16 protein-coding genes are annotated in these 15943 nt (G+C 73.3%); 9 read left to right on the plus strand and 7 right to left on the minus strand.

Annotated features, from left to right (window positions below):
* Positions 1 to 15: 15 nt before the first annotated feature.
* Positions 16 to 954: a phosphodiesterase gene (locus MUB56_RS08075; protein ID WP_244931389.1), complete on the minus strand. Its 939-nt coding sequence runs from the start codon at positions 952 to 954 to the stop codon at positions 16 to 18.
* A gap of 9 nt (positions 955 to 963) precedes the next feature.
* On the minus strand, positions 964 to 1434 hold the full coding sequence (locus MUB56_RS08080) for a nitroreductase family deazaflavin-dependent oxidoreductase (protein WP_244931390.1): 471 nt from the start codon (positions 1432 to 1434) through the stop codon (positions 964 to 966).
* A gap of 80 nt (positions 1435 to 1514) precedes the next feature.
* Here MUB56_RS08080 and mptB point away from each other — a divergent pair, with 80 nt between their 5' ends.
* Complete coding sequence (mptB, locus tag MUB56_RS08085; RefSeq protein ID WP_244931391.1) at positions 1515 to 2966, plus strand: polyprenol phosphomannose-dependent alpha 1,6 mannosyltransferase MptB; 1452 nt, start codon at positions 1515 to 1517, stop codon at positions 2964 to 2966.
* A complete protein-coding gene (locus tag MUB56_RS08090; RefSeq protein WP_244931392.1) occupies positions 2966 to 4117 on the plus strand; it encodes a glycosyltransferase 87 family protein in 1152 nt (383 codons plus the stop codon). The genes mptB and MUB56_RS08090 overlap by 1 nt, the downstream gene beginning before the upstream one ends.
* Here the strand turns inward: MUB56_RS08090 and MUB56_RS08095 are convergent.
* Together MUB56_RS08095 and MUB56_RS08100 are read right to left on the minus strand one after the other, a co-directional pair.
* Entirely contained in the window at positions 4039 to 5154 is a 1116-nt protein-coding gene (locus MUB56_RS08095) for a fumarylacetoacetate hydrolase family protein (RefSeq protein WP_244931393.1), read from the minus strand. The genes MUB56_RS08090 and MUB56_RS08095 overlap by 79 nt on opposite strands.
* Positions 5147 to 5941 (minus strand): hypothetical protein, encoded by a 795-nt coding sequence (locus tag MUB56_RS08100; RefSeq protein ID WP_244931394.1) that lies wholly within the window; start codon positions 5939 to 5941, stop codon positions 5147 to 5149. The genes MUB56_RS08095 and MUB56_RS08100 overlap by 8 nt, the downstream gene beginning before the upstream one ends.
* Positions 5942 to 6007: 66 nt before the next feature.
* Here MUB56_RS08100 and MUB56_RS08105 point away from each other — a divergent pair, with 66 nt between their 5' ends.
* Positions 6008 to 7189 carry a homogentisate 1,2-dioxygenase domain-containing protein gene (locus MUB56_RS08105; RefSeq protein ID WP_244931395.1) on the plus strand — a complete coding sequence of 394 codons (1182 nt, stop codon included), beginning with the start codon at positions 6008 to 6010 and terminating at the stop codon, positions 7187 to 7189.
* Between the two features lie 79 nt (positions 7190 to 7268).
* On the opposite strand, the gene MUB56_RS08110 is transcribed toward MUB56_RS08105, so the two are convergent.
* Both MUB56_RS08110 and MUB56_RS08115 read right to left on the minus strand, forming a co-directional pair.
* The gene (locus MUB56_RS08110) at positions 7269 to 8393 is read right to left on the minus strand and encodes a glycosyltransferase (protein ID WP_348536717.1); all 1125 of its coding nucleotides are present in this window, start codon (positions 8391 to 8393) and stop codon (positions 7269 to 7271) included.
* Positions 8394 to 8487: 94 nt separating this feature from the next.
* Positions 8488 to 9276 (minus strand): hypothetical protein, encoded by a 789-nt coding sequence (locus MUB56_RS08115; protein ID WP_244931396.1) that lies wholly within the window; start codon positions 9274 to 9276, stop codon positions 8488 to 8490.
* 142 nt (positions 9277 to 9418) lie between these two features.
* Here MUB56_RS08115 and MUB56_RS08120 point away from each other — a divergent pair, with 142 nt between their 5' ends.
* The 6 genes from MUB56_RS08120 to MUB56_RS08145 all read left to right on the plus strand — a co-directional run bounded on the left by MUB56_RS08120 (position 9419) and on the right by MUB56_RS08145 (position 15063).
* Positions 9419 to 11797 (plus strand): FdhF/YdeP family oxidoreductase, encoded by a 2379-nt coding sequence (locus MUB56_RS08120; protein WP_244931397.1) that lies wholly within the window; start codon positions 9419 to 9421, stop codon positions 11795 to 11797.
* Between the two features lie 113 nt (positions 11798 to 11910).
* Positions 11911 to 12156, plus strand: coding sequence for a DUF1272 domain-containing protein (locus MUB56_RS08125; protein ID WP_244931398.1), 246 nt, complete (start codon positions 11911 to 11913; stop codon positions 12154 to 12156).
* Positions 12153 to 13205: a pirin family protein gene (locus MUB56_RS08130; RefSeq protein ID WP_244931399.1), complete on the plus strand. Its 1053-nt coding sequence runs from the start codon at positions 12153 to 12155 to the stop codon at positions 13203 to 13205. Before MUB56_RS08125 ends, MUB56_RS08130 begins: the two co-directional genes overlap by 4 nt.
* 76 nt (positions 13206 to 13281) lie before the next feature.
* Entirely contained in the window at positions 13282 to 13860 is a 579-nt protein-coding gene (locus MUB56_RS08135; protein ID WP_244931400.1) for a DNA-3-methyladenine glycosylase I, read from the plus strand.
* Between the two features lie 166 nt (positions 13861 to 14026).
* Positions 14027 to 14371 (plus strand): CidA/LrgA family protein, encoded by a 345-nt coding sequence (locus MUB56_RS08140; RefSeq protein ID WP_244931401.1) that lies wholly within the window; start codon positions 14027 to 14029, stop codon positions 14369 to 14371.
* Complete coding sequence (locus MUB56_RS08145) at positions 14368 to 15063, plus strand: LrgB family protein (RefSeq protein WP_244931402.1); 696 nt, start codon at positions 14368 to 14370, stop codon at positions 15061 to 15063. The genes MUB56_RS08140 and MUB56_RS08145 overlap by 4 nt, the downstream gene beginning before the upstream one ends.
* Here MUB56_RS08145 and MUB56_RS08150 read toward each other — a convergent pair.
* Complete coding sequence (locus MUB56_RS08150) at positions 15052 to 15942, minus strand: alpha/beta hydrolase (protein ID WP_244931403.1); 891 nt, start codon at positions 15940 to 15942, stop codon at positions 15052 to 15054. The genes MUB56_RS08145 and MUB56_RS08150 overlap by 12 nt on opposite strands.
* Between the last annotated feature and the right edge of the window lies 1 nt (position 15943).

Here is a 15943-nt window from a genome sequence, read left to right on the forward strand (position 1 = left end):
CGGCGATGGCTGGGGTCAGCGGGGCTCGTGCGACTCCAGGTCGTTGTTGAAGTCCGAGTCCTTCTTCGACAGGAACTCGCGCCGCTCCTCGGGCGTCAGCGCCTCGACCTGGGCGCGCACGTCGGAGGGGAAGCCGGTCAGCTCCGGCGCCTGCGCCAGCGGGACGAGCGTCTGCACGACGCGGTCGTCGTACACGTGCATCATCGAGAAGGACTGGTGCCCGTCCACGCCGGAGACGAAGCGCTGCATCGGCGCCGGGTCGGAGGCGTAGCAGGTCGCGGAGGCCACCGAGACGGGGATGCCGGCGAAGGTGGAGTACGTCGAGTAGTGCAGGTGGCCGGCCAGGATCGTGCGGACGTCGGTGCCGCGGAGCACGTCGGCGAGCAGGTGCTGGTCGGCGAGCTCGATCACCTCCGCCGCCGGCAGCATCGGGGTCGGCACCGGCGGGTGGTGCATCGCCACGATCGTGCCGTGCGGCGCCGGGGTGGCCAGCACGTCGGCCAGCCAGCGGAGCTGGTCGTCGCTCAGCTCGCCGTGGTGGTAGCCGACCACGCTGGTGTCGAGCGCGACGATGCGCAGCCCGTCGACCTCGTGCACCCGGTCCTGGCTGGCGTCGGGGGAGTCGGGCTCGACGCCGAACAGACCGCGGGAGTAGGCCCCTCGCTCGTCGTGGTTGCCCATCGTCCAGATCACCTCGGCGCCGAGGTCCGCGGCGGCGGGTTCGACGATCTCGCGCAGCCGCGCATAGGCCTCGGGCTCGGCCTTGTCGGCCAGGTCTCCGGTGAAGACCAGCGCCTGCGGAGCAGGTGAGACGTGGGCCAGCCGCTCGAGGGCCCGGCGCAGGCCGGCCTCGGTGTCGACCGCGCCGTACTGGCGCACGCCGTTCGCGAGCAGGTGCGGGTCGCTCAGGTGGGCGATCGCGTGGGTGGGGGCGGGGTGTTGACCGAGCTGCACGGGGGAACGCTACGGCTTCCGGGCCAGCTCGAAGACGGGAATCACCCGGTTGGTGCGCTTCTCGTAGGTCGCGAAGTTGGGCCAGGTCCGGAGCATCACCTGCCACGCGGCGCTCCGCTCGTCTCCGGTGAGCTCCCGCGCGGTCACGACGTACGACGTCCGCTCGACGCGGATGGTCGCCTCGCCGGCCGCGCGCAGGTTGAACACCCACGCCGGCATGTCGGGGCCTCCGAAGTACGAGCCGGCGACCAGCCAGCGGCCCTGGTGCGGGACACAGAGCAACGGCGTCGAGCGGGGCAGGCCGGAGCGGCGACCGACGACGGTGAGCACCAGGTTCGGCAGGCCGGCGACGTCGAGGACGCCGTAGCGATCCCGGGTCAGGCGGTGCAGTTGACGGTCGGTCCAGACGACCTGCGGGAGCAGCTTCGGCATCCACGAGATGGCGCCGAGGCGGACCGCGAGCGGCGTGAGGAGTCCCATGCCCGGATCGTAGGGTCCCAGTGGTCGACGCGACCCGCGACGTTCACCGCCGCGTCGCCGCGCCTCCCTACCGTCCGCACGTGTTCACTCGTGGTCTGACAGGCAGCGTGCTGGTGCTGCTCGGCGGTCTGGTGGTGTCGACGCTGCCCCGCTCGACCCAGCTGCTCCAGGTGGGGCTGCTCGTGGAGATCCGCGGCTCGGAGGTCGGCCGGATGGCCGGTCTGACGGTCGTGCTGCTCGGCCTGGGGCTGCTCGCGGCCGCCTGGCTCGCGCTGTGCCGGCACGTCGCCGTGGCCGTCGGCGCGGAGCGGGACGGCGCGCTCGTGCTGGTCCGGCACGCGGTCGTGGTGTGGTCGGCGCCGCTGCTCCTCGCGCCGCCGCTGTTCTCCCGGGACGGCTGGTCGTACGCCGCCCAGGGGACCATGGCGCACGTCGGGATCTCGCCGTACGACCACGGCCCGTCGGTGCTGCACGGCCCGGTCGTGCAGGCGGTCGACCCGATGTGGATGGACACCGCGACGCCGTACGGCCCGTTGCCGCTGGTCGCCGGCGACCTCTTCGCCGACGTCACGGGCAACCCGTGGATCCTCGCGATCGGCCACCGCGGGGTCGCGCTGATCGGCCTGGTGCTGCTCGCCTGGGCGGTGCCGCGGATGGCCCGCTGGGCCGGGGTCGACCCGGCGCTGGCCTCGGTCGTCGCGCTGGCCTCGCCCCTGATGCTCGCGAACGGCGTCGGTGGCCTCCACAACGACCTGCTGATGGTGGGCCTGATGGCGGCGGCACTGGTGGTCGCGGCCGAGCACGGGTGGGCGCTGGCGGCCGTCCTCGGCGGGTGCGCCGCCGCGGTGAAGGCGCCGGGCGGGCTGGTCTGCGTCGCGGTCGCCCTGGTCTCGCTGCCGGTGCTCGCGACGACGGCCGAGCGTCTCCGTCGACTGGGCGGCGTCGCGGTCGTCTCGCTCGGGACCCTGGTCGGCCTCAGCGTCGTGACCGGCCTCGGCCTCGGCTGGGTCGGCGGTCTCACCGTCCCGGCCACGGTCAACACGCCGCTCTCGCTCACCACCCTGGTCGGCGGCGCCTTCGACTGGGTCGCCCGGGTGCTCGGCACCGGCCTCCCGAACGCGCTCTTCCTCGACCTGGTCCGCCAGGCCGGCACCGTCACGGCGGCGGGGGTCGCGGTCTGGGTCGCGCTGACCTGGCCGACGGGTCGCCGCGAGCCGGCGCTCGCCGCGGTCGCCGTGGTGGTCGGCACGCTCGTCGTGCTCAGCCCCGTGGTGCACCTCTGGTACTTCCTCTGGGTCACCCCGTTCCTCGCCGCGCTCCGTCTCGGCCGGGTGGCTGCCAGCGGCCTGCTCGCGGCGTCGGTCGTGCTCGGCCTCGTCGCCCCGCTCGACTCCTCGCTGCACGGCGCCTACCTGGCGATCGTGCTCGGCAGCATGCTCGTCGCCGTCCTGGTGCCGGTGCTGCTGCTCACCCGTTCGGCCCGCAACCGGCTCGACAAGATCGTGAGGTCGCGATGGCTCGCCGTCCCCTAGTGCGTGGCCACGCCCTGACCTGGGTCCTGTTGCTGGCCGTCGGCGCCGTGGCGGCGTACGTCGAGGTCACCCGCGGCTTCATCGACCTGGACGTCTACCGCTTCGGCGGGGTGGCGCTCGCCGACGGGGCCGGGCTGTACGACGGCGCGGACCCCGCCACCGGCCTGCCCTTCACCTACCCGCCGTTCGCGGCCGGGCTGATGGCGCCGGTCGCGCAACTGCCGCCGGTGCTGCTCGCCGCCGGCTGGGCGGCCGCCAGCGTCGCCGCCCTGCTCGCGGTCCTCCGGCTGCTGCTGCCCCGACGCCACCCGCACGCCGTCCTCGCGCTGACGGCCGGCTGCCTGCTGCTCGAGCCGGTCTGGCAGTCGCTCTCCTTCGGCCAGGTCAACCTGTTCCTGATGCTCCTGGTGGCGTACGACGTCCTGCGCCCCGACCGTCGAACCGCCGGCGTGCTGATCGGGGTCGCGGCGGGCATCAAGCTCACGCCGCTCGTCCTCGTCGCCCTGCTGGTGCTGGCCGGCCGCCGGGTCCCGGCGGTCCGGGCGGTGGCGGCCTTCGTCGGCACGGTGGCGCTCGGCTTCCTGCTGGCTGCAGGCGACTCCGCGACGTACTGGACGCACACGCTGTGGGACCCCGCCCGGATCGGCGGGCTCTCCTTCACCAGCAACCAGTCGGTCAACGGCGTGCTGGTCCGGATGCTCGGCCGAGAGGCGCCGACGCCTCTCTGGCTGGTCGTCGCGGGGGCCCTGTCGGGGGCGCTGCTGGTGCTGGGCGCGCTCTGGTGGCGCCGCGGCCAGGCCGACCTGGCGCTGCTGCTGGGTGCGCTCGCGATGCTGCTCGCCTCACCGGTGTCGTGGAGCCACCACTGGGTCTGGGCCGCCCCTGCCGTGGTGGTGCTGTGGCGTCGATCGCGCCGGATCGCGGTCGCGTGGACGGCGCTGTTCGCCTCGGCCTGCATCTGGTGGCCCCCGCACCGCGAGGACCGCGAGCTGGGCTGGGGGCCGCTGGACCACCTGGTCGGCAACGCCTACGTCTGGGCCGCGCTGCTCCTGGGTGGCTGGGCCGCGGCGTCCTACGTGCGGGCCGGCTCGACCCGGCCCCGCACCTCGCCCAGCGACAGCCGCCCGCCGCTGGTCGAGGGTGCGGTGTAGCGCAGCACCACCTCGGCACCGTCGTCGAGGAACCGCTCGCCCCACCACAGCTCCAGGAGCGACCCGCGCTGCCCGGGCTCGGGCCCGCTGATCGTCCCGGACGCGAGCAGGTCTCCGGTGCGCAGCGAGGCGCCGTTGGAGGTCAGGTGGGCGAGCAGCTGCGCCGGGCTCCAGTACGTCGTCCGGTACGCCGGCCGGCTGACCACCTCCCCGTCCAGCTCGACCTCGACCTCGATGTCGAGCCCGCGGGGCTGCTCGGCCGGGTCGCTCGGCAGCAGGTGCGGGAGCGGCCGCGGGTCCTGGCCGGGCAGGTCGCACCAGGCGGCGTCCAGGGCCGCGAGCGGGGTGACCCAGGCGCTGATGCTGGTCGCGAAGGACTTGCCGAGGAACGGCCCCAGCGGGACGTACTCCCACGCCTGCACGTCGCGCGCCGACCAGTCGTTGAGGCCAACCACGCCGAAGACGTGCCGGGCCAGGTCGTCGTACGGCACCGGTGCGGCGAGCGGGCTCGGCGCGCCGACCACGAAGCCCAGCTCGGCCTCGATGTCGAGACGTCGGGTGGGGGCGTAGACCCCGCCGCCGGGCAGCTGTCCAACGGGCCGTACGACCGGGGTGCCGCTCACCACGACGGTGCCGGCCCGGCCGTGGTAGCCGACGGGCAGGTGCTTCCAGTTCGGCAGCAGCGGCTCCTGGTCGGGCCGGAGGATCCGCCCGACGTTGGTCGCGTGGTGCTCGGAGGCGTAGAAGTCGACGTAGTCGGCGACCTCGAACGGCAGGTGCAGCACGACGTCGTCGAGCGGGATCCCGGGGGCGAGGTGCGTGAGCTCGGCCAGCTGCTCGCGGGTCTGTCGCCAGACCTCCGGGCCAAGGGCCAGGAAGGCGTTCAGGGACGGCTGCGCGAACTCCGCCCGCTCGGTGAGCGCGTGCAGGTCGACGACGGTGTCGTGGAGCCGTACGCCGACCCGGCGCTCGCCGCCGTCGACCGAGAAGACGCCGTACGGCAGGTGGTCGAGGCCGAAGCCCGCGGTCTCACCCATGGCCGTACAGCCCCAGCGCCCGCAGGTCGGCCAGCGGCTCCGCGATGCTGCACGACCCGAAGGAGGTGAACCAGCGCCGGCCGCGGGCCAGCTCGGCGGGATCGAGCGGAGGGTCGCGGTCCTCGAGGGTGGCGACCACCTCGGCGGCCCCGGCCCCGTCGAAGGCCCGGACGGTGGCCAGCAGCACATTCAGGAAGCCGTGCCCGTCCTCGTGACGCAGCGCGTGGTGCAGGCCGGCGGTGCACTTGAACGGCGTCTCGCGATCGAGTGCCGCGTCGATCCAGGCCGCCAGGGCGGCGGCGGACACGTCGCTGGTGCGGTACTTCAGCCGCAGCTCGGCGCCGGCCACCTCGTCGGCGGCCGCGAGCCAGCCGTACGACGGCGCCCCGGTGTCCGGCAGCTCGACGTACACCGGGACGTCCTCGTCGAGGGAGCCGTCCGCCCGGGCGGCGTCGACCGCGGTGACCACCCGCCGGGCGTTGCCGGCCAGGTCGTCGAGGTCGCGCAGCGCGACCTCGAGGCCGGCGAGCCGCAGCCCGGTGCGAGCGCAGTACGCCGCCGGGCCGGCCACCTGACCGGCCCCGCCCGTCAGCACGACCGAGACGGCGAGGTCCGTGTCGCGGGGGACGGCGGGCAGGTCGGTGTCGCGGAGCACGAAGCTGCCGACCAGCGGCTCCTCGCGCGCGAGGTGCGCCGCGACGGCGGCGCCGAAGTCGGCGTCGCCCGGCGGGAAGATCGCGGCGTCGTCGACGAGCGCCGCCCAGAAGGGTTCCGTGGAGAGGGGCACCTGCGTACCCTACCGGCACATATCGACTGCGAACGTCCGATAATCGGACGGCGGGTGGAGGGTGTCATGGCGTACTACCGGGCGGTCGGCGAGCTACCGCGGCAGCGGCACACCCAGCACCGCGACCCCGACGGGCGCCTCTACCGCGAGGAGCTGATGGGGGAGGAGGGCTTCTCCTCGGACTCCTCGCTGCTCTACCACCGCGGCGTGCCCTCGGCGATCGTCGCCAGCGAGGTGTGGGAGCTGCCCGAGCAGCGGACCGTGCCCAACCACCCGCTGAAGCCGCGGCACCTGCGCCTGCACGCCCTCGAGACCGGTGGCGACGCGGTCGTCGACCGGCGGCTGGTCCTGGGCAACGGGGACGTCCGGATCTCGTACGTCGCCACCGGTACGACGTCCTCGGCGTACTACCGCAACGCGATCGGCGACGAGTGCGTCTTCGTCGAGTCCGGCAGCGGCGTCGTTGAGACGGTGTTCGGCGTCGTGCCCTACCGCGCCGGCGACTACGTCGTCGTCCCGCGCGCGACCACGCACCGCTGGGTGCCCGCGGAGGCGTCCCGGCTCTACGCGATCGAGGCGAACAGTCACGTCGCGCCGCCGAAGCGCTACCTCTCCCGCTGCGGCCAGCTGCTGGAGCACGCGCCGTACTGCGAGCGCGACCTGCACGGGCCCTCGTCCCCGTTGCTGGACTACGGGTCGGACGTGGAGGTGCTGGTCAAGCACCGCACCAGCTCCGGGGTGGTCGGCACCCGGATGACGTATGCGACCCACCCGTTCGACGTGGTCGGCTGGGACGGCTGCCTCTACCCCTACACGCTCAACGTCGACGACTACATGCCGATCACCGGCAAGGTGCACCAGCCGCCGCCGGTGCACCAGGTCTTCGAGGGCCGCAACTTCGTGGTCTGCAACTTCCTGCCCCGCAAGGTCGACTACCACCCGCTCGCCATCCCGGTGCCGTACTTCCACTCCAACGTCGACAGCGACGAGGTGATGTTCTACGTCGCCGGCGACTACGAGGCGCGCAAGGGCTCCGGCATCGGCCTCGGCTCGATCTCCCTGCATCCCGGGGGCCACCCCCACGGCCCCCAGCCGTCGGCCATCGAGGCCTCGCTCGGTGTGGAGGCCTTCGACGAGTCCGCCGTCATGGTCGACACCTTCGCTCCGCTCGAGCTCGGTGAGGGAGGCCTCGCGGTCGAGGACGACGCCTACGCCTGGACCTGGGCGAGCGACCCCGCCGGTGGTTGAGCGACGAAGGACGACGTCCTGAGCGTGTCGAAACCCCCGCAACCCGCACGTGAGGTCAGCGGTGCAGCCTCGGTCCGCCTTACGCTCCGACCGGTACGACGACCCGCGACCCGGCGTGCACGTCGAGCATTCGCTCGACGGTGGCCGACCACGGGAACTGCTCGGCCCGCGCACGAGCCGCGGCTCGGCGCAAGGCGAGCGGACGAGCCGCGACCTCCAGGACCGCGTCGGCCAGCGAGGACGCGTCGGGGGCACCCCACGCACCCGAGGCGGCGTCGACCAGCTCGCGCGCACCCCCGCGGTCGGCGGTCACGACCGGGGTCCCGCAGGCGAGTGCCTCGAGCACGGCCAGCCCGAAGGTCTCGCTCGGGCACACCGACAGCGAAACGTCGGCCGAGGCGATCCGGCGGGCCAGGTCGGCCCGCCCGTCGACGAAGCCATGGAAGGTCGCCGGCGCGCTCCCGGCCAGCGCGGCCAGCTCGTCGCGGTGCGGGCCCTCGCCGTACACGTCGAGGCGGAGGGGCACCCCCCGCCGGTGCAGCTCGACAGCGGTCGCGACCGCGAGGTGGGGCGACTTCTCGCGGGACAGCCGGCCGACGTGCACCAGACGCAGCTCAGCGCCGGGCGCGGACGGTGCGGAGGGGGGCTGCGGCCGGAAGGTCGCGAGGTCGACCCCGAGCGGCACCTGCTCGATCGGGCAGCCGACGGTGTCGGCGAGCGCCTGGAACTCGCGCCGGGCGTAGTCGGACGTCACGACCACGGTGTCGAAACTGCGGACCAGCAGCCGGTTCAGCAGCGAGATCGAGACCTTCGAGGCGGCGTCCAGGCCCGTGCGCATCGCGAGCATGTCGCCCAGCCGCTCGTGGGAGAAGAGCACCGAGCGGACGCCGTTGCGGCGCGCCCACCGGGCCACTGGCAGCAGGGTCAGCTTGTCGCTCGACTCGACGGACGTCGGCGCGAACTCCTCCAGTACGTCGATCACCCGCCAGGGCTCGACGATCAGCCGGTAGCCGCCGCCGACACGCGGTGCGCGCAGCTGGACGACGTCACCCTCGGGCGTCGACGTCCGGGCGTCGACCGGGCCCGGGACGACGAGCAGCCGGCGGGCGCCCGCCCGGGCGTACCCCCGCCCGAGCGCGGCGACGGCGGTCCGCATGCCCCCGGAGGCGGGGCCGATGAAGTTGGCGAGCTGGGCGATGCGCACCTCCGCACTCTGTCGACGGGCGGTGAACGGACGGCGACGACGACACGACGCCAGCGGCACGATCGGGGGTGGCCGCTGACGCCGCGTCGTCGGCTCAGGGTGCGACCGGCTGGCCGGTGAGCTTCTTGTAGGTGTACGCCGTGCCGATCAGCACGACGGGTACGGCGGCGATCAGGCCCACGCCGCACAGCAGTGCGCCGACGAACCAGGTGGCCAGGCTGACCAGGAACCACACGATGACGTTGCTCGCGTTGTTCCAGGTGAAGTCGAAGCTCGCCCTGATGGCGTCGATCGCGCCGAGCTCCTCGCGGTCCATCAGGAAGTAGAGGGTGAACGAGGTGAAGAACATGACGGCCAGACCCGGGAGCACGCACAGGATCAGGCCGATGAAGGTGGCGACACCGGTCAGCAGCGAGGCGATGACGACCTCGCCGAGCTTGTGCGGGGCCAGGATGTTCGCGGCGTTGACGGTCTTGCCCTCGGTGATGTCGAGGGCGGCCCGCACGATCCCGGCGCCGATGATCATGGAGAGCACCCACGCCGCCAGGCTGAACACCCAGCGGAGGACCAGCGCGTCATCGACGATGTAGCCCAGGATCTGCGCGACGATCTGGACGCCGACCAGCACCAGGACCGCGATCAGGATCTGCCCGACGTTGGCGGTGAACTTCGACCAGCCGTAGCTCCACGCGGTCCCGACGCTGTAGCCGCTGGGACCGGTCGGCGGGGCGCCGTACCCGCCCGACGGAGGCAAGGCGCCGTACCCGCCGGCGTCCGGAGCGCCGCCGTACGGCGCGGACGGCGGTGGCGCACCGTAGCTGGGGTACTCCCCGCCGGGGGGCGGGGGAGCGGGCGGATCGACCGGCGGCTCGTTCGTGGACATCTGACTCCTCGGGTGGGGGCCGCTGGAGGAGGGCGGCTGGTGGCAGGAACCTAGTGGCCGAGAGGGGTCACCCGAAATGGTGATTTCGGGTGATGTGTCGGTCGCCGTCGATCTGCGCGGTGTGACCGGGTAGACATGAGGGATGGGTCGACGAGCACGGGCGCAGGAGATCGACGAGGCCGACGTGGAGGTCGGTGCCCCCGCGGACCACGCCGCCGGTGCGAAGGCGGTGGCGATCACCATGAAGCGGGCGATCGGCCAGATGGGCGTCACCCGGACCGCCCGGACGCTGACCAAGCTCAACCAGACCGACGGCTTCGACTGCCAGGGCTGCGCCTGGCCGGACCCCAGCCCGGACCACCGGCACACGGCGGAGTTCTGCGAGAACGGCGCCAAGGCCGTCGCCGACGAGGCGACCCGCGACCTGATCGGGCGGGAGTTCTTCGCCCGGCACCCGGTGGCCGAGCTGGCCGAGCACACCGACTACTGGCTCAACAGCCAGGGCCGGGTGACCGAGCCGATGGTGCTGCGCGCGGGCGGCACCCACTACGAGCCGATCGCCTGGGACGACGCGTTCGCACTGATGGGCCGGCACCTGAACGCGGTCGAGCCGGACCAGGCCATCTTCTACACCTCCGGCAAGACCTCGAACGAGGCCGCCTACCTCTACCAGCTCTTCGTCCGCGCCTACGGCACCAACAACCTGCCGGACTGCTCGAACATGTGCCACGAGTCGACCTCGGTCGGGTTGGCCGAGGTGATCGGCATCGGCAAGGGGTCGGTCTCGCTCGAGGACGTCCACCAGGCCGAGCTGATCGTGATCCTGGGCCAGAACCCCGGCACCAACCACCCCCGGATGCTCTCCGCGCTGGAGGAGGCCAAGGGCAACGGCGCCACGATCGTCGCCGTCAACCCGCTGAAGGAGGCGGGCCTGGTCCGGTTCAAGAACCCCCAGAAGGTGCGGGGCGTCGTCGGGTCCGGCACCGGCCTGGCCGACCGCTACCTGCAGATCCGCAGCAGCGGCGACCTGGCCCTGCTGCAGGCGCTCGGGGCCCTGCTGATCGAGCGTGGCGCGGTGGACCGCGACTTCGTCGAGCGCCACACCACCGGATTCGAGCAGTACGCCGCCGCGCTGGCCGACCTGGACTGGGACAAGGTGCTCCGCTCGACCGGCCTGACCCGCGCGCAGATCGAGGACACCGCGGACCTGCTGGCGTCCTCGTCGCGGACCGTCTTCTGCTGGGCGATGGGCATCACCCAGCACCACAACGCGGTCGCGACGGTCAAGGAGATCGCGAACCTCGCGTTCCTGCAGGGCAACATCGGCAAGCCCGGTGCCGGCCTGTGCCCGGTCCGCGGCCACTCCAACGTGCAGGGCGACCGGACCATGGGCATCTGGGAGCGGCCGCCGGCGCACTTCCTCGACAGCCTGCAGCGCGAGTTCGGCTTCGACCCCCCGCGCGAGGACGGGTACGACTCCGTCGCCGCGATCCGCGCGCTCCGCGACGGCGACGCGAAGGTCTTCGTCGCCATGGGCGGCAACTTCGTCTCCGCCGCCCCCGACACCTCCGTCACCGAGGACGCGCTGCGGGCGGCCGACCTGACCGTGCACGTCTCGACCAAGCTCAACCGCTCCCACGTCGTACACGGCCGCGAGGCCCTGATCCTGCCCGCACTCGGACGCAGCGAGAAGGACCTGACCGGCGGTCGGCCGCAGAAGGTCAGCGTCGAGGACTCGATGTCCGCCGTGCACACCTCGCAGGGGCCGCTGAAGCCGGCGTCGGAGCACCTGCGATCCGAGGTCGACATCGTCTGCTCGCTCGCCGAGGCGACGCTCGGCGACCGGCACGGCATCGACTGGGCGGCGTTCCGTGCCGACTACTCCGAGGTACGCCGCTCGATCGCGCGGGTGGTCCCCGGGTGCGCGGCGTACGACGAGAAGGCGTCGCAGCCCGGCGGGTTCGTGCTGCCGCACCCGCCGCGCGACACCCGGACCTTCCCGACCAAGGCCGACCGCGCCATCTTCACCGCGAGCCCGTTGGAGGTCCTGGAGGTGCCGCCGGGCAAGCTCGTGCTGCAGACGATCCGCTCGCACGACCAGTTCAACACCACGATCTACGGGCTCTCCGACCGCTACCGCGGCATCGAGAACGGCCGCCGGGTGGTCTTCGTGCACCCCGACGACATCACCTCGCTGGGCTTCGCCGAGGGCGACCTGGTCGACATCGTCAGCGAGTGGGAGGACGGCTCGGTGCGGCAGGTGCCGACGTTCCGGGTGGTGGCCTACGACCAGCCGCGCGGGTGTGCCGCGGCGTACTACCCCGAGACCAATCCGCTGATCGCCCTGGACCACACGGCCGCGGGCAGCAACCAGCCGGCGTACAAGTCGATCATCGTGCGTCTGGAGCGCTCCGACGGTGGCGGTACCGGGGTGATCTCCACCCTGGCGGGCACCTACACCCCCGCCCACGACCGAGGCGACGAGGCCAAGCGCCACGTCGAGCCCGACCAGCTCTCCTGACCACGGTTGAGTCGGGCCCCCCGGCGGTTGAGTCGGGGATCCCGGGCGGTTTGGCCCGGAGAAAGTCCGGACTCAACTGCCAGAACTCCGGACTCAACGGGGAGAATGGGGCCATGCTGGAGCTGCGACCCAACTGCGAGTGCTGTGACAAGGATCTGCCGCCGGACGCGCCCGACGCGATGATCTGCACCTACGAGTGCACCTGGTGCCGCGACTGCGTGGAGACCGTCCTGCTCGGGACCTGCCCCAACTGCGGCGGCAACCTGGTCCCGCGTCCGGTCCGGCCGGCGGCGAAGCTGGTGCAGGACCCCGCCTCGACCGTGCGGGTCCTGGCCCAGGCCTGCGGTGCCCGGGCATGACCAACCCCGAGCGCGACCCCGCCGTCCTCACCTGCGAGGCGCACGTGACGTCGGCGGTCGAGATCATGACGCCACGGGACGTACCCCTGGGCGGCCCCCGCGCGATGGGCGTACGACGCACGCTGCCCCAGCGCGGCCGCTCGCTGATCGGCGCCTGGTGCTTCCTGGACCACTACGGGCCCGACGACGTCGCGGAGACCGGCGGTATGAAGGTGGCCCCGCATCCGCACACCGGTCTGCAGACGGTCAGCTGGCTGTTCACCGGCGAGATCGAGCACCGCGACAGCGCGGGCAACCACGCCATGGTCCGCCCCGGCGAGGTGAACCTGATGACCGCCGGCCACGGCATCAGCCACTCCGAGGTCTCCACCGCGGCCACCACGACGCTGCACGGCGCGCAGCTGTGGGTGGCGCTGCCCGACGCCGCGCGCGACACGGCAGCGACGTTCGCCCACCACGCGCCGTCGCCGATCACCGGTCCGGGCTTCGAGGCGCGGGTCTTCCTCGGCTCCCTGCTCGGCGACACCTCGCCGGTGTCCACCTTCACCCCGCTGCTGGGGGCCGAGCTGCTGCTCGATCCGGGCGCCTCGGTCACGCTCGACGTCGACGCGTCGTACGAGCACGGCGTTCTGGTCGACACCGGCTCCCTTACCGTCGCCGGGGTCGAGGTGGCGAAGGACGAGCTCGCCTACGTCCCGCCGGGCGCCAACCACCTGGAGCTGCGGGCCGGCGCGTCCGCCGTACGTCTGCTGCTCCTGGGCGGGCCGCCGTTCGGCGAGGCGATCGTGATGTGGTGGAACTTCGTCGGCCGCAGCCACGACGAGATCGTCGGCTTTCGTGAGCAGTGGCAGGCCCAGATCCTCGACGCCGGCGGGTCACCGGTCGATCCCGACGACGCCGGCGGCCTCCACGAGGGTGGCTCCCGCGAGCGCGTGGTGCCGGACGGTCAGCTGGTGCGCGAGGGTCGCTTCGGCATCGTCGCCGGTGACCACCTGGCCCCCATCCCGGCCCCGCCCCTGCCCAACGCCCGGCTCCGCGAGCGCCGCTAGCGGGGACGCACGCCGGCGGACCCGCTGACGGCCGTGCGGAACGCCCACTGTCGGCGCCGTACGACACGATGGGCGGATGGGACCTGTGACCGGCGAGGACGGCGTGACGCGATGCCCCTGGGCGGGCGGCCCGGGCGTGATGCGCGACTACCACGACACCGAGTGGGGCAACCGCGTCCACGGTGAGTCGGCCTACCTGGAGCGGCTGACCCTGGAGGCGTTCCAGTCCGGGCTGTCCTGGTCGACGATCCTCAACAAGCGCGAGAGCTTCCGGGCGGCGTTCGCCGGCTTCGACGCCGAGGCGATCGCGGCCTTCGACGACGCCGACCGGGCCCGGCTGATGGCCGACGCGGGCATCGTCCGCAACCGGCTGAAGGTCGACGCCGCGATCACCAACGCCACCGCCACGGTGGCGTTGCGCGAGCGGGGCGGACTCGAGGCGTTCGTGCTCTCCTTCGCCCCCGACGCTCCGCCGGCCTGGGCCGACACCGCCGAGATGGCGACCACCTCCGAGGAGTCGAAGGCACTGTCGAAGGGGCTGAAGAAGGTCGGCTTCGCCTTCGTCGGCCCGACCACGATGTACGCGCTGATGGAGGCGATCGGCGTCTTCGACCCGCACCTCGTCGGCTGCCACCGGCGGGGTGCCTCCGCCTGACCTCCGGCCCCGGGACGTCGTACGTGCTGGCTGTCTGAGCGACCGGACCGTACGACGTACCGCCGGACGTCAGACGACCTGGTCCCCAGGGCCACCGAGCCGTACGACGGTGCCGCCCCGAGCCCGCCCCACCCCGCAGCCCACCGCGGTTGTGGAGGATGGGCGGGTGATCACCGGACTGACGTGGCTGCTGGGCTGCCAGCTCGTGGGGGAGGTGCTGGTGCGGGCGACCGACGCGCCGGTGCCGGGTCCGGTGGTGGGCATGGTGGTGCTCTTCGCCGTCCTGCAGGTACGCCGGCCCGCCGACGACTCGGGCGTCGTACGCACGAGTGACGCCCTGCTCCGGCACCTGCAGCTGCTGTTCGTGCCGGCCGGCGCCGGGGTGGTCGGCTACCTCGCGCTGATCCGCGACGACGCCCTCCCCATCGCGGTGGCGCTCGCCGGGTCCTGGGTCCTCGGGCTCGCCGTCGTGGGCTGGACCGTGACCCTGCTGGCGCGGGGGCGCGGATGAGCTGGCTGCTGGAGTCCCCGCTCTTCTTCCTGGGGCTGACCCTGCTGGCCTACCAGGTCGGCCGGGCGGTGCACGCGCGCACCGGCGGACATGCGGTCGCCCAGCCGGTGCTGGTCGCGGTGGTGCTGATGGGGGCGGCCCTGCTGCTCCTCGACGTGGACGTGGCGGACTACCGCGACGGCACCGAGCTGCTGACCTTCTGGCTGGGTCCGGCCACGGTCGCGCTCGCGGTGCCGCTGCACCGGCAGGCGAGCCGGCTGCGGGGACTGCTGGGGCCGCTGCTGGTCGCCGTACCCCTCGGTGCGGCGGTCAGCGTCGGCTCGGCGGTGCTGCTCACCCGGGTCCTCGGCGGCGGCGAGCTCCTCGAGCGCACCCTCGCCCCGAAGGCCGCGACCACCCCGGTCTCCATCGCCCTGTCGGAGGCGAACGGCGGGCTCCCGGAGCTGACCGCCGCACTCACGATCGTCGCGGGCATCCTCGGCGCCGTCGCGGGTCCGGCCGTGCTGACCCTGCTGCGCGTCCGGGCCCGCGCCGCCCGCGGCATCGCCCTGGGCGCGGTCTCGCACGGCATCGGCACCTCCCGCGCGCTGGCCGAGGACCGCACCGGGGGCGCGTTCTCCGGCCTCTCGATGGGCCTCACGGCCCTCGCGACCAGCCTGGTGCTCCCGCTGGTCCTCGCGCTACTCCTGTAGCCCGAGACCGATCCGGGCCACGATCCGCCGCCGGGCCTGCTCGCCCTCCGGCACGGGCAGCAGGGGTACGACGTGCAGCCCGCCCGGCAGCTCGTGGAAGTCCACCGGCACCACCCCGGCCAGCCGGTCGCGCAGCAGCCGGCAGTCGGGCAGCGTGATGTCGTGGGTGCCGACCCAGAGGTCCACGGGCGGCAGGCCGGCGACCGCGCCGAACAGCGGACTCACCCGCGGGTCGTCCAGCGACAGGCCGCCGGCCCACGCGTCGGCGATCGGTCGGAGGGCCGCCCGCGCGAGCCACGGGTCGTGCGGCTCCAGCGCGTCGACCTCGGGGTTGCGCATCCCCAGGTCGAGCCACGGGGCGATCAGCGTCAGCCCGCGCACCGTCGAGCGCCCGCGAGCCACGGCCTCCTGGGCCGCGGCGAGGGCCAGGCCGCCCCCGGCCGAGTCGCCGGCCAGCCAGCAGGAGCGGCCGCCGGCGTACAGCGCCTCCAGGAGGGCCCCGACCAGCTCGTGCGCCGCGGTCGCGTCATGTGCGGGAGCGAGGCCGTAGACCGGCACCCACACCTCCACGTCGAGCTCGCGGGCCAGGCGTCCGACCAGCGACCAGTGCTGCGACGCGATCTCGCTCACGTAGGCGCCGCCGTGCAGGTAGATCACGACCGGCAGGTCGGGGCGGGCACCGGGCCGGGCGACCCGGTGCACGTCGAAGCCGGCCACCGTCCGGGTCGACACGGAGGTCCAGCGGGTCAGCGAGGCCGGGGGAGCGGGGGACCCCTTGGCTCGCGCGAGCATCGCGTGACCGCCCTCGGCCGTCAGGAACCTTCGTTTGCGGGTGGCGCGCATCAGCGCCGCCACGCCGCTCAGCTGCCAGGACACCACG

Source organism: Nocardioides sp. W7 (genome assembly GCF_022919075.1).
GTDB lineage: Bacteria > Actinomycetota > Actinomycetes > Propionibacteriales > Nocardioidaceae > Nocardioides.